Annotated in this window: 10 protein-coding genes; 7 read left to right on the forward strand and 3 right to left on the reverse strand. The window is 73.7% G+C overall.

Going from position 1 to position 12930, the window contains the following annotated elements; all coding sequences use genetic code 11:
* Window positions 1-57 precede the first annotated feature (57 nt).
* The 3 genes from ACH45N_RS04840 to ACH45N_RS04850 all read left to right on the forward strand — a co-directional run bounded on the left by ACH45N_RS04840 (window position 58) and on the right by ACH45N_RS04850 (window position 7251).
* Complete coding sequence (locus ACH45N_RS04840; RefSeq protein WP_397391632.1) at window positions 58-2466, forward strand: LuxR C-terminal-related transcriptional regulator; 2409 nt, start codon at window positions 58-60, stop codon at window positions 2464-2466.
* A 372-nt stretch (window positions 2467-2838) separates the two neighbouring features.
* A complete protein-coding gene (locus tag ACH45N_RS04845; protein ID WP_397391634.1) occupies window positions 2839-5742 on the forward strand; it encodes a choice-of-anchor G family protein in 2904 nt (967 codons plus the stop codon).
* 141 nt (window positions 5743-5883) lie between these two features.
* Entirely contained in the window at window positions 5884-7251 is a 1368-nt protein-coding gene (locus tag ACH45N_RS04850) for a copper amine oxidase (protein ID WP_397391636.1), read from the forward strand.
* Window positions 7252-7338: 87 nt separating this feature from the next.
* Here ACH45N_RS04850 and ACH45N_RS04855 read toward each other — a convergent pair whose 3' ends face one another.
* Window positions 7339-8100: a class I SAM-dependent methyltransferase gene (locus ACH45N_RS04855; RefSeq protein WP_397391639.1), complete on the reverse strand. Its 762-nt coding sequence runs from the start codon at window positions 8098-8100 to the stop codon at window positions 7339-7341.
* A gap of 124 nt (window positions 8101-8224) precedes the next feature.
* Here ACH45N_RS04855 and ACH45N_RS04860 point away from each other — a divergent pair, with 124 nt between their 5' ends.
* From ACH45N_RS04860 to ACH45N_RS04870, 3 genes are read left to right on the forward strand one after another with little or no spacing between them, the layout of a single operon-like run.
* Window positions 8225-9412 (forward strand): hypothetical protein, encoded by a 1188-nt coding sequence (locus tag ACH45N_RS04860; protein WP_397391641.1) that lies wholly within the window; start codon window positions 8225-8227, stop codon window positions 9410-9412.
* Between the two features lie 38 nt (window positions 9413-9450).
* Window positions 9451-10812 (forward strand): histidine kinase, encoded by a 1362-nt coding sequence (locus ACH45N_RS04865; RefSeq protein WP_397391643.1) that lies wholly within the window; start codon window positions 9451-9453, stop codon window positions 10810-10812.
* Window positions 10805-11446: a response regulator gene (locus ACH45N_RS04870; protein WP_397391645.1), complete on the forward strand. Its 642-nt coding sequence runs from the start codon at window positions 10805-10807 to the stop codon at window positions 11444-11446. The genes ACH45N_RS04865 and ACH45N_RS04870 overlap by 8 nt, the downstream gene beginning before the upstream one ends.
* Before the next feature lie 22 nt (window positions 11447-11468).
* Here ACH45N_RS04870 and ACH45N_RS04875 read toward each other — a convergent pair whose 3' ends face one another.
* The gene (locus tag ACH45N_RS04875; RefSeq protein WP_397391647.1) at window positions 11469-11942 is read right to left on the reverse strand and encodes a GNAT family N-acetyltransferase; all 474 of its coding nucleotides are present in this window, start codon (window positions 11940-11942) and stop codon (window positions 11469-11471) included.
* Between the two features lie 142 nt (window positions 11943-12084).
* On the opposite strand from ACH45N_RS04875, the gene ACH45N_RS04880 reads away from it, so the two are divergent.
* Complete coding sequence (locus ACH45N_RS04880) at window positions 12085-12390, forward strand: hypothetical protein (RefSeq protein ID WP_397391649.1); 306 nt, start codon at window positions 12085-12087, stop codon at window positions 12388-12390.
* A 23-nt stretch (window positions 12391-12413) separates the two neighbouring features.
* On the opposite strand, the gene ACH45N_RS04885 is transcribed toward ACH45N_RS04880, so the two are convergent.
* Complete coding sequence (locus ACH45N_RS04885) at window positions 12414-12896, reverse strand: glutathione peroxidase (protein WP_397391652.1); 483 nt, start codon at window positions 12894-12896, stop codon at window positions 12414-12416.
* Between the last annotated feature and the right edge of the window lie 34 nt (window positions 12897-12930).

The following is a 12930-nucleotide window of genomic DNA, read 5'->3' on the forward strand; positions in this document are numbered from 1 at the left end:
TCCACGGCGTCGTCGGGGGCACGAGGGAGCCAGGCGGGTAGCAGGGGGAGGGACCACGTGGTCCACGGGCGGGACAGAGAGCTGCGGGTCATCGGGCATTTCGCGACGGACCTGGACCCGACGGTCCTCGTCGTGCGCGGGCTGAGCGGCATCGGCAAGACGGCGACGGTGATCCGCGCGCTCAAGCTGGTCGGCGCAGGGTCGTCGGCCGTGCGCGTGGTCCGGCCGTGCTCGCCCCGGCCCTCGGCGCACGACCTCGAGAACAGCCGGCGCATCGACCTGTCGGCCTGGTCCGTGCCCGACCACCCGGAGCACGACACCGACTTCGACGCGGCGGGCTTCCTGCGCGCGGTGTCGGCCTGGGCGGCCGAGGAGGGCGAGGACGGCGGCACCGGCCCGCGCGTCCTCTTCGTCGACGACGTGGGCGTGCTCACCGCCGAGCGCGCACGCTGGCTGCAGCACCTGGCGGACGAGGCGTACGGGCAGGACTGGCGGGTGATCGCCGCCGTCCGGAGCATCTCCGCCGAGCCGCTGTCCGACGACGTCGAGGTGCTCGAGCTGGGGCCGCTCGACCGGGGGTCCCTGCGCCGCGTGCTCGACATGGAGCTGAGCGTCCCGGTGGCCGCCGACGTCGTCGAGCAGCTCCGCTGGTGGAGCGCCGGCAACCCCCGGCTCGCGCTGGAGCTCGCCGGGTCACTGAGCGCCGCCGAGCTGCGCGGAGACGCCTCCTGGACCGGCCCCGAGACCGTGGGCTCCGCCGCCCGGCGCGTCTACCGCGCCATGCTGGCGGGCCTGGATCCGACGACCATGACCGCGCTCGCCACCGCGCCGCTGGGCACGCCGCCGCTGGGCGGCGCGGCCCTGGCCCGCCGGGACGGCCGGTCGGCCGTGCGGCACCCGCTGCTGGCCCTGCTGTGCCGCGAGGCGCGCGGGGCGGACGGTCACACCGACGGCCGCGAGAGCCAGGCCGCGGAGCGCGACGCGCCCGGCGCGCAGACGCGCGGTGCGCAGGTGACCGGCGCGCACGTGACCGGCGCGCACGCGGCCGAGCGCATCCTCGACGGCCTGCACCTCGACGAGCTGCCGGCCCGTGCCTGGGCGGTCGTGGCGGCCACGCCCGCACCGCGGCTGGCGGCGCGCGCCGTCGGGGTGTCCCTGCTGACGGGGCGCACATGGCTGGACCACCGTGAGGGCGCCCTGGTGCCCGACGGTGTGGGGTCGGAGTGGACCGACCACCTCTGGTGGCGCGACCCGACCGGCGTCCGCGCGGAGGCGCGCGCCGCCGGCGCTCGCGTGGCGGCGACGCTGCTCCGCCTGGAGAGCACGGGCGAGCTGCCCGACCCCGGGGTCCTCCGCTCCGACCTCCGGCTGCTCGGCCCGACGCCGGGCCAGGACTGGGTGGGCGTCGAGGTCCAGGTGCACGCCCTGCTGATGCTGGGCGACGTCGTGGGCGCGCGCAGCCTCCTGGCCGACCACTCCGGCGGCGCAGGGGAGAGCACGGTCGCGGAGATCGTCGCGCGCGATGTCGCGGCAGCCCGGGTCGCCGCCTTCGACGGCCGCGCCGTCGACGTCCGGACGCACCTCGCGCACGCCGCGGAGCTGCGACCGTCGGTGGACGAGTGGCTGCCCGCGCGCGGGCTGCGCGCGGCGGCGGACGCCGTCGTCGACGGCACCGCCCCGGCGAGCACCATGCCCGCGCAGGCGGGCTCGTGGTCGGCGCGGGCGCTGGGTGAGTACGCCGCCGACCTCGGCGCCGCGCACCTCGTCGTGGGGCAGGCGGAGGGCGCCGTGGCCCTGCTGACCATCGCGCTGGAGCACTGCGCGTGGCCCTACCGGGGCCGCGTACAGGTGCGCTGCGACCTCGTCGAGGCCGTCATGGCGTCCACCCCGCCCGGCCGGGTGGGGCCGCGCGTCGAGCGGCTGCTCCAGCCCGTGGTGACGCCCGAGGAGCGGGCGGCGGTCGACGTCGCGGCGGCCTGGTCCAGGCTGCGGGCGCTGCTGGCGGACGACGGCACGCCGTCGGCCGCCTTCGAGGCCGCGCTGCACGCCGCACCCGTGCCGATGTCGCCCTGGCAGCGGGTGCGCATGCTGGTGGCCTACGGCCGGTACGCCGTGACGCGCGGCGCCCGGAGCACGGGGACCGCGCTGCTCGACGAGGCCCGGACGCTCGTCCGGCTGGCCGGGATGACCGGGTGGCTGCGCGGTATCGACGCGTTCCTCGCCGAGACCGACGCGGGCGGCGGAGCAGGCCCCGAGTGGGAGGTGCTCGGCCGGCACGAGCGGGAGATGGTGCGGCTCGCCGTGCACGGCGCCACCAACTCGCAGATCGCCCAGGCGACGTTCGTGTCCGAGCGGACCGTCGTCAACCGGCTGCGCCAGGCGTACACGACGCTCGGCATCCGGGACCGCCGGGACCTGGTCCGTCTCGCCGAGACGCGACCGCCTGCCTGGCTCGTCGGCGGGTAACGATCGAGCGCAGATTTTTCACCCGCCCCTGCGCCTACTTTTCACCCGGCATTCCGGACCTCTTTCTCGTATCCCCGGCATTGTGTGCGCGGCCGCCTCCGGCGCGCCTCGAAACGTATCGAACGCACTTCCCGTTGCGCTGGATTGCGTCAGCGCACGATTACGGCCCTGCCTGGCAGGTGGCTGAGAACCACTGTTCCCTGATGGCCGGGAGCCGGTGTGCCTCATGCCATCGCCCCGAGATCCGGACGTGATCACGTACCGATCCGGACGCTTTTCTTAAGCGCGAACGTGGAGGAGTGAATTCCGTTGAACCCAACGCAAGTACCGTCACGCCGTCGAAGGGGTGGCCTCGTACTGCGCCGATCTCTGGTGACGGTCGCGGCGTCGGCCCTCGTGGTGACCACCACGGGTCTGCCGGCAGTCGCGGCTGTGGACAACTACCCGGACGAGCCGTCGGAGGCCGCTGCGAGCGTCCTCGACTCGACGCTCTTCCAGGAGGCGCTGCTCGCAGCCGCCTACTCGGAGGCCGGCTCGGTCTCCAACGCCGGCCCGAACGAGGGCAACCTGAACGTCGAGCTGCTCGGCTCGGAGCTCATCCGTCTCGGTGACGTCGAGGTCCCCCTCGACGAGATCCTGGACTTCGGTCAGCTCGGTGCGCTGGCCTCCAAGAGCGAGGCGTCGTCCCCAGTCGACGCGTACGCGGTCTCCGGCCTGGCCGGCGCCGACGGCGGCGTGACCCTGGACGGCGAGACCGACGACTTCGGCAAGGCGACCGTGGACGTGCTGTCCGTCGCGCGCCTGCTGGGCGTCGACGGCCTCACGGACCAGATCGTCGACCAGCTCCTGCTGGAGGCGGGCGCCGGTGCGGCCGAGGTCAAGGCCGAGGACGGCGTGATCCTGGACCAGGACGGCGTGGGTGGCCTCGGCCAGTACCGCGTGGCCGACCTGGACCTGACGCTGCACTCGCCGGTCATCGAGGACGCTGCCTCGTCGATCTACGACATCGGCGGCACCATCGACACGACCGTCGAGGACCTCGTCAACGAGAACCTTGACGAGAGCGCCCTGACCGGCCTCTTCGACGCGATCCCGGGCGTCCCGACGCCGTCGATCACCGTCGACAGCAACATGCAGGAGAACCTGTTCCAGTCCGTCGTGGGTGAGCCGATCACCTCGGCGAACCAGCTCATCACGATCGACCTGTCGACCGGTCAGCTCGAGGTCCACCTCGACAAGCTCGTGGACGGGCCGAACGAGGGTGGCATCAACGCGCTCGACCCGAACACCGAGCTCATCGACGACACGACCTACCCGCTCATCGCGGAGACCGTGCACGAGCTGATGGAGGAAGTCACCAACATCCTCATCGGTGCGATCGAGGACTCGCTGAACTCGGTGACGATCAACATCGCCTTCACCGACGAGAGCCCGCTGGGCAACCTCGACGTCTCGTGGTCGCTGCCGCTGGCCGACGCCGTGAACGGCAACTTCCCCGAGGCCGTGAACAACAGCACGGGCACGATGGCTCCGGTCGCCGAGCTCCTGGTCAGCACCATCAACACGCTCGGCCCGGCCCTGGCGCCGATCCTGGCCCCGGTGTACGACCTGCTGATCAGCGACGAGGGTGACAACATCTTCAACCTGCTGATCAACGACCTCAAGACGGACTCCATCACGAAGCCGATCCGCGAGCTGCTCTCGCCGGTCTTCGACGTCCTGTCGCAGGTCCTCTCGATCACCATCAACCGTCAGGTCAGCTCCGAGGGCGTCACCCAGACCTCGACCACGGCCGCTGCCGCGGAGACCTCCTTCGAGCTGTCGGCGCTGAGCATCGCGCTGCTGCCGGCCAACGAGGTCGCCCGGATCAACCTGGGCAACGCCGCCGTCCGCATCGGTGGCGACGGTGGCACGGGCGAGATCGACCCGTCCCTGACCGTGGTCCCCGGTTCTGTCGCTCCGGGTCAGTCGACCGTCGCGACGGGTGAGGGCTACACGCCGGACTCGACCGCCACGGTTCAGCTCGTCGACCCCGAGGGCAACCCGGTGGGCGACGCCATCCCGGTCGACACCGACTCCGAGGGCACCTTCACCACCCCGGTGCCGGTCCCCGCGGACGCCGAGCTCGGCGACTACACGGTCGTCGGCACCGACGACACGACCGGCCAGGCCGCCGAGGCCCCGCTCGCCGTGATCTCGGGCGCCGACGTGTGCGCCATGGACCCGACGCTGACCGTCGTGCCGAACGCCGCCTACCCGGGCGACACCGTCTCGGTCATCGGCCAGGGCTTCCCGGCCGGCGTCCCGGTCGTCGTGCAGCTGCGCGACGCCGAGGGCAACCCGGTGGGCGAGCCGGTCACGGTCACCCCGGACGAGGCCTGCGGCTTCATCACCGAGCTGGTCGTCCCCGAGGACGCCGAGCCCGGCGACCACGTGGTCGAGGCAGAGCCGGAGGACGGCAGCGAGGGCGCCGAGGCGCCGCTCGAGATCCTGAACCCGGACAACCCGGGTGAGGAGTGCACCGACCCGGCCATCACGGCCGACCCGACCGTCGTCGAGGCGGGCGCCGAGGTGCAGGTCACGGGTACCGGCTTCCCGGCCGGCGTGAACGTGGTCGTGCAGCTCTTCGACACCGAGGGCAACAAGATCGGTGACCCGGTCACCGTGCTGGTGGACGAGGACTGCGGTTTCGAGACCCCGATCACCGTTCCCGAGGGTACCGAGCCGGGCGTCATCATCGTGGACGCACAGCCGGAGGACGGCAGTGAGGGCGCGCAGACGCCGATCGTGGTCACCGAGAACACCGGTGGCGGCGACGGGCGCGACCTGACGGCCCGCTTCGAGCACCCGACGGTCCAGCAGGGTGACGAGCAGACCTTCTACGCGTCGGGCTTCGAGCCCGGCGAGCAGGTCGTCGGCATCATCAACTCGACGTCGTTCGCCCTGCAGTCCCAGGCGGCCGACGCGGAGGGCAACGTCCAGTGGACCTTCACCGTCGACGAGAAGCTCGACGTCGGTGAGCACCAGGGCATCGCCGTCAGCACGGTCGAGGGCGACTCGGCCATGGCCACCTTCGAGGTCGTCGCCACCGCCGCCGGTGGCCCCGACAGCGGTGACGACGGTCTCGCCGCCACCGGTGCGAACGTGGGCATCCTGATCGGTGCGACGGTGCTGCTGCTCGGTGCCGGTGCGGTCATGATCAAGCGTCGCCGCGAGATCAGCCAGGCCTTCGCCACGGCGATGGGCCGCATGTCCGACGACTCGAAGGCCGTCTGACGGCTGAGTCGCCGACGTAGCAGGACGGACGCAGCAGTCGGGCGTCCGCAGCGGTAAGGCCGGCCCGGTGCGACATCGTCGCACCGGGCCGGTCCTGTCAGGGCCCGCAGGGGGCCGGGAACTGAGATCGGGGGGAACGTCGTGCGCGAGGTGTCGTCCAAGCGCAGGTTGATACCGGCGATCGTCGCGGCGACCGCCATCGTGGCGCTCGTCGTGGCCGCGATCATGGTGGTGGAACAGGCTCTGCCCGCCGCGCCGGCCCCGCGGGGCGAGGACACGCGGGCGTCGGGCAGCGCGCACGTGCGGTGCGCGGAGAACGAACCGGTCACGGAGGAGCTGCTCAGCGGTTCCACGTGGACCATGTGCTGGCGGATCGACGCCAGCCGCGGGCTGGTGCTCGACGACGTGCACTTCACGCCCGCAGGCGACGAACCCGTGCAGGTGCTCGCCGAGCTGTCGATCGGCCAGCTCGAGGTGCCGTACGACACCGGCCTGCGCAACACCGAGGACATCACGACCCAGGGCTTCGGCGGCAGCCACATCATGACGCTCACCGAGCCGGAGTGCCTGGGCGAACGGCTCGAGACCTACGTGCCGAAGATCGGCGACGGCTCGATGGGCGGCGGCGGTGAGCGCCGCGCCGTGCTGTGCCAGGAGGTGGTCGACGGCGGGATCGCGTACCGCAGCGGGGACACGACGGGCACCGAGGTGGCCCGCCGCACGGACCTGCGACTCTCCACGATCTCGAAGGTGGGCTGGTACGAGTACGTCAGTCAGTACACGTTCGGCGGCGACGGCAGCATCCGGTCCGACCTCGGCGCGACCGGCGACCTGTCGCCCGAGGACTACGGCGACGACCCGGCGCACGGCTGGCCCGTCGGCCCCGGCGACACGGACTACGCCACGAGCCACTCGCACAACGCCGTCTGGCGGGTCCACTGGGCACTCGGCGGGCAGGGCGGCCAGGTGGTGGAGCAGTACGACGCCGCGCCGACCGGCGAGGTGGGCCCGCGGGCGCCGCTGGTCGAGGGGGCTCTCACCCGGATCCCGCGCGAGGGCACGGCCACGGCGGCGGACCGGCGCTGGTGGCGCGTGGTCAACCCTGACGTGCTCAACGCCGACGGGCATCCGATCTCGTACCAGGTCGAGCTCGGGGCGACGACGCCCTTCCAGCTCACCCAGGACCACCGGCACGACGGCCCGGCGGGCGGCGACGACGGCGGCTACGCGATCGCGTTCACCGAGGCGGACGACTGCCAGCTCTACGCGACGGCCAACAAGGAGGGGTCCTGCGGCGCGGGCGTGCTCGACTTCGCGCAGGACGAGGCGGAGCTGTCCGACGTCGTCACGTGGGTCGCCGTCGGCTTCCACCACGTGGCGCGCGACGAGGACCAGAGCCCCATGGAGATGCACTGGCAGGGGTTCACGCTGACGCCGCGCGACCTGACGGCGCAGCGCGCCGACCCGCCCCCGACCCGCGACGACGTGAACGGCAGACCAACCGACTGACTCGCCGTCCCTGGTGTGCCGAGTCAGCCGGGTGGTCCGACCCGGTGGCTGACTCGGCGGCGGTGGACCCGCGAGTCAGTGGGGTGGTCAGGCTTTCCGCGCCTCGACGAGGGTGCGGCGGCTGTGGCAGGCGAAGGACCCGTGCTCGGCGATGTGGTCGTACAGGGCGCGGAGGCGGTTGCGGTAGCGCTCGACGTCGAAGTCGGGCACCGTCCACAGGACCTTCCGCAGGAAGTGGACGACGGCCGCCAGGTCGAAGAACTCCACCCGGGTCCGGGCGTCGCGGACGTCGACCACGTCGAGCCCCGCCCCGGTCACCCGCCCGCGGAGCCGCTCCACGTACCCGGCGTCGTCGTTCGCCTGCGGCCCCATGAGGAACTCGTACAGCTCGCGGTTCGAACCCGCGCCCACCTCCTGGACCAGCAGCGTGCCGCCGGGCGTCAGCACCCGCGCCGCCTCGGCGTACGGGAACGACACGGGGTGGCGGCTCAGGACGAGGTCGAACGTGCCGTCGTCGTAGGGGAGCGAGGCGGCGCCGTCGTCGACGAGGGTCACGACGCCGCCGAACGGCGCCAGCGCGGCGGACGCCAGCCGGTGGTTCGGCGCCCAGCCCTCGACGGCGCGGACGACGCCGGGCACGCGCCCGGCCCGCCCCAGCGCCTCGGCGAAGACCTCGCCGCCGCCGGTGTCGACGTCGAGCGCCGCTCCGGCGCGGCCCAGGCGCTCGCCGCACAGCCGCACGTAGCCCCATCCGGGGCGCTCCTCGGTGGCCCGGCCCGCGAACCACGAGAAGTCCCAGCCGTCGGTGGGGACGGCGACTCCCTCGGCGATCTGCTCCTCGAACGTCATGCCGGCGAACGTAGCCGCGAGATCCCCCGTCCACCAGCGGATATCCCCCGACCGGGGGAGGGGCGTCCCGGGCCGCGGACGGGAGCGTGGGGGCATACCGCACCACCGACCGGAGGGACCCGACATGTCACGCCTCACCCGCGCCTCGCTCCTCGGCGCGACCATCACCAGCGGCGCCGCGGCGCTGCTCGGCATCGCCTGGATGTCCGGGCTCCTGCCCACCCTGTACGACGGCGCGAACACCGCGCTCCTCGCCCGGTTCGCCGGGTCGGACGTCGTGACCGCCGTGCACACCGTCGCCGCCCTGGCGGGTGTGGCGACCGGGATCGCGGCCCTCGCCGGGGCCCTCGGAGCGCGGGGGCGGGTCGGGGCCGCCGCCCTGCAGCTGCTCGTGTTCGGCCTGGTGCTGCAGAGCTCGGGCACGCTGTCCACCGTGGGCTACCTCGTCGCGATGGCGATGCCCGCCGCCGTCGTGGTCCTGCTCGTGCAGGTCGTGCGCCGCTACCGGGTGGCACGGTGGGCCGTGGGAGTGCCCCTCCTGGCCGGGCTCGCCGTGGGCGGCTTCCTCGGGCGCGAGGCGCTCGCCGGCATCGCGGTCATGCTCGGCAGGGGTCTTGCCGAGCAGCGCGCCGCGCTGTTCACCGCCCTGTTGTTCATCGCCGTCGGGAGCCTGTGGGCCGTCGTCGGCGTCCGGGCGCTCGCCGGGACGTCCGCCATGGAGCGTGCGACCGCCTGGGTCGTGCGGCACCGCCGGGCCATCACGATCGTGGCCGCCACCGGTCCGCTCCCGTACGCCCTGGTCCGGCTGACCTGGCTCACCCCGTGGCCCCAGCTCGGCGAGGGCCTGGACCTGTCCACACGGATCTGGGGCCTCACGCTGTCCAGCGGAGCCTGGCTCGGCGTCTTCCTGACGCTCGGCCTGATCCGGCCGTGGGGCGAGGTGTTCCCGCGGTGGATGCCGGGCTTGGCGGGGCGCCGGGTGCCGATCGCCGCGGCCGCCGTGCCCGGCGGGCTGATCGCGGCCACCGTGACGTTCACGGCCGTCCCCATGCTGATCATGTTCGGCGAGCAGAGCCTGGCCCAGGGCCTGTGGGGCGCGATCATCTTCCCCTGCTGGTACTGGGGTCCGGCCCTGGCGCTCGCGGTCTGGGGCTACGTGGCCCACCGCGTCGAGGCCGACCGCCTCGACGCCGACCGCCTCGACGCCGACCGCGTCGAGGCCGACCGGGCCGAGGCCGGCAACGTCGAGGCCGGCCGGACACCGGGGCTCGAACCCGGCGCGGCGGCCCGGGACCGCGCCGCCGCCGTATGACCTGGCGGGCGGCCCCGGCGACCGGAGAGGATGACGGCATGCAGGCGACGACGCGGCACCTCGCGCGGTACCTCGCCCGGCGGTTCGCCTGGCACATGCTCGGCGCGGCGATCGGGCTGGCCCTCGTGCTGCTCGTCTACAGCCTGCTGTTCTCCGTGGTCGCGGGGCTGCCCCCGTGGGTGGTGGCCGTCGTGGCGGTCGCCGCCGCCGTCGCGCTCGGCCTGGTCCCGGGCGCGCGGGAGCTGGAGGTCACGGCGGCCCGCGCCCTGCTCGACGTCGACGCCGAGCTCGTGATCCCGGCCCGGCCCCGGCTCGCCCACCGGGTCCGCACCGCGGGCTGGGTGGTGCTGCACCTGGCGACGGGGATGCTCGTCGCCGTCTGCCTGTTCGCCGCGCTCCCCGGCGCGGTGCTGGTCGCCGTCGAGACGGTGGCCGGGCGCTCGTTCGGGTCCGGTCTCCCGCTGCCCGCCGGCGCGCCCGAGGCGGTGCTGCGGCTGGCGGCGTGCGGCGTCGTCGGGCTGCTGGCGCTGACGGCCACCTGGCCGCTGGGGGCCGCGGCCTCGGCGCTCGCCGGGCGCGTGCTCGGCCCCACCTCGCACGACCGGATGGAGACCGCGCTCGCCCGGGCTCATCGTGAGGCCGAGCACACCCGCCTCGCCCGCGAGCTGCACGACGGCATCGGCCACGCCCTGACCGTCGTCAGCGTGCAGGCGGCGGCCGGACGGCGCGTCGTCGCGGCGAACCCCGCCGCGGCCGCCGAGGCGCTCGCGGCCATCGAGGAGACGGCCCGGTCGGCGCTCGCCGAGCTCGACCAGCTCCTCGCCGTCCTGCGGGACGACGCCGACGACGCCGCGCCGCTGGCCCTCGCGCCCGCCCTGGACGACGTCGTGCAGGCCCACCGCCGCGCCGGCCTGGACCTGAGCGCGGACGTCGACCTCCCGCCCGGGCTGCCCGCCCTGCTGAGCCGCACGGTGCAGCGGATCGTCACCGAGGCGCTCACCAACGCGCACCGGCACGGCGGGCCCGGACCGGTGCGGCTCAGCGTGCGTCTCGTCGGGGGGCAGGACGGCGAGCGGGTGCTGATCGAGGTGGTGAACCCCGTGGGTGCCGGTGCGCGCCTGGGCCGGGGGTCTGGCCGGGGGCGCGCGGCCGGTGGGCGGCGCTCCGGTGGGCGCGGCCTGGCCGGTGTGCGGGAGCGGGTCGCGCTGTTCGGCGGCGCGGCCGAGGCGGGGCCGGACGGCGGCCGCTGGGTGCTCCGTGCGACGCTGCCCTGGACGCCGGCACCAGGGGACCCCGGCGGCTCCGCCGTCGTGCCGCCCGGCGCCGTGCCGCCCGCAGCCGGCGTGCCCGCCGAGGCCCCGCCCGCCGTCCGCCCCGACCGGAAGGAACCCGATGCCTGACGCCCCCGTGCGGGTGCTGCTCGCCGACGACGAGCCGCTGGTCCGCAGCGGCCTGTGCCTCATCCTGGACGCGGAACCCGACCTGGAGGTGGTGGGGGAGGCGGGCGACGGCGCGCGGGCCGTCGAGCTGGCGCGGAGCCTGCGGCCCGACGTCGTCTGCATGGACGTGCGGATGCCGGGCGTGGACGGGTTGCGCGCGACCGAGCTGGTGCTCCGGCTGCCGCAGCCGCCCCGCGTGCTCGTGGTGACCACGTTCGAGCACGACGGCTACGTGCTCGACGCGCTCACGGCCGGGGCCTCAGGGTTCCTGCTCAAGCGCGCCGGGGCGGACGAGATGGTGCAGGCGGTCCGCACCGTCGCCGTCGGGCAGAGCCTGCTGTACCCGCAGGCGCTGCGCGACCTGGTGCGCACGCGGCCGCGCGCGACGGCGGGGGCGCCGGCGCTGACGCCGCGCGAGCGGGAGGTGCTGGCGCTGGTGGCGCAGGGCATGACGAACGCGGAGATCGCGACGGCGCTCGTGGTCGGCGTCGAGACGGTGCGCACGCACGTGGCGTCCGTGCTGGCCAAGCTGCAGGCGCGCGACAGGACGCAGGCCGTGGTGCTGGGCTACCGGGCGGGGCTGGTGGAGCTGTAGCCGCCCACGCGTCCGACCCGCGTCAGTCGCGGGGGAGGACCATCTCGATCTCGTCCGGGAACGGCGAGTAGTCCGAGGCCTTGCGGCGGCCCGTGCGGCGCCAGCCGAGATGCTCGTAGAAGCCGATCGCCTGGTCGTTGTCGGCGAGGCACCACAGGCGAGGATCGCTCATCTCAGCGACCGCCACGTCCATGGCGGCCCGGGCCAGGCCGCTGCCCCAGCGCGACGGGTGCACCGCGAGGTGCCGCAGCAGCCGCTCGTCGTGGGCGACGAAGCAGGCCAGGCGGGTGTGCTCGGCGTCGTCGTCCAGGACGTGCACCCGGACGCCCGGCTCGACCAGCGCTGCCTGCCACTTGGCCAGGACCTCGGCGGACGGGAACGGGTACATGCCCGGCGGGAAGATGTGGCCCAGCGCCGCGATCCCAGCGGCTCGCTCCACGTCCAGGAGCGCCTGCGCATCCTCGGGCGTGGCCTGCCGGAACCGGTTCTCGACCATTGCCTCAGGGTACGGCTCTGCTTCACCCAGGGCACCACCGCTGAGATTTGCGTTCCGGACCTGCACGGGAGCGGGCGAAAATTGCTCTGCAACATTTTCCCGAAGTGCTGTGACCTCGGTGCGGTTCGCGCGTCAAGGGTGCATGACGAACACAGCATTCAGCGCGGTGATGTCCCGCCTCTCGGCGCTCGACACGCTCTCGCTGCGGGTGGATCAGGACTGGCTGGCATTCGGCCTGGACCGGGTGGACGTGCTGGTCATCGAGATACTGACCGTCAACGAGCTCACGGCCCTGCCGCTCGTGACCCGGTACCGGCTGACGCCGGTGGAGCCGGAACCGGGACGCGAGCTGGGCCTGACCAGGGTCTGGACCGGTTGGCTCGGGGACGCCTCGGACGTGGTGCCGGTCGCGATGCGGCTCACGCTCGCGGCGGGCGAGAGCTCGTGACGGGTGAGAGCTCGTGACGGCCGTCAGCGGGGCAGGTGCGCCTCGATCTCGTCGATGATCGCCGGGTCGTCCGGCAGGGTCCTCGGGGCGTACCGACGCACCTCGCCGCCGGGCAGCACCAGGAACTTCTCGAAGTTCCAGCGGATCTTGCCCGAGTGCCCCGTGGCGTCCTCCGTCTTCTTGAGCTCGACGTAGAGCGGGTGCGCGTGGCGCCCGTTCAGCCGGACCTTGTCGAGCACGGGGAAGGTGACGCCGTACGTCATGGAGCAGAACTCGGCGATCTTCTCGTTCGAGCTCAGCTCCTGCAGGAACTGGTTGCTGGGGAAGCCCAGCACCGTGAAGCCCCGGTCCTGGTACTTCTTCTGCAGCTTCTCGAGCGTCTCGTACTGCGGGGCCAGGCCGCACCGCGAGGCCACGTTCACCACGAGGACGACGTCCTCCTTGTGGTCGGCCAGCGAGATCTCGGTGCCGTCCATCGTGTGGAAGGGAATGTCGTAGAGGGTCACCCGGCCATCTTCCACCCGTTGTCCGGGTCAACGG

It is taken from the genome of Promicromonospora sp. NPDC019610 (assembly GCF_044389365.1).
Classification (GTDB): domain Bacteria; phylum Actinomycetota; class Actinomycetes; order Actinomycetales; family Cellulomonadaceae; genus Promicromonospora.

Bases quoted from the DNA above. Each gene is read 5' to 3' on its own strand.
- ACH45N_RS04855 (WP_397391639.1), bottom strand. From the start codon at position 8,100: ATGACGTTCGAGGAGCAGATCGCCGAGGGAGTCGCCGTCCCCACCGAC.
- ACH45N_RS04860 (WP_397391641.1), top strand. From the start codon at position 8,225: ATGTCACGCCTCACCCGCGCCTCGCTCCTCGGCGCGACCATCACCAGC.
- ACH45N_RS04865 (WP_397391643.1), top strand. From the start codon at position 9,451: ATGCAGGCGACGACGCGGCACCTCGCGCGGTACCTCGCCCGGCGGTTC.
- ACH45N_RS04870 (WP_397391645.1), top strand. From the start codon at position 10,805: ATGCCTGACGCCCCCGTGCGGGTGCTGCTCGCCGACGACGAGCCGCTG.
- ACH45N_RS04875 (WP_397391647.1), bottom strand. From the start codon at position 11,942: ATGGTCGAGAACCGGTTCCGGCAGGCCACGCCCGAGGATGCGCAGGCG.
- ACH45N_RS04880 (WP_397391649.1), top strand. From the start codon at position 12,085: ATGACGAACACAGCATTCAGCGCGGTGATGTCCCGCCTCTCGGCGCTC.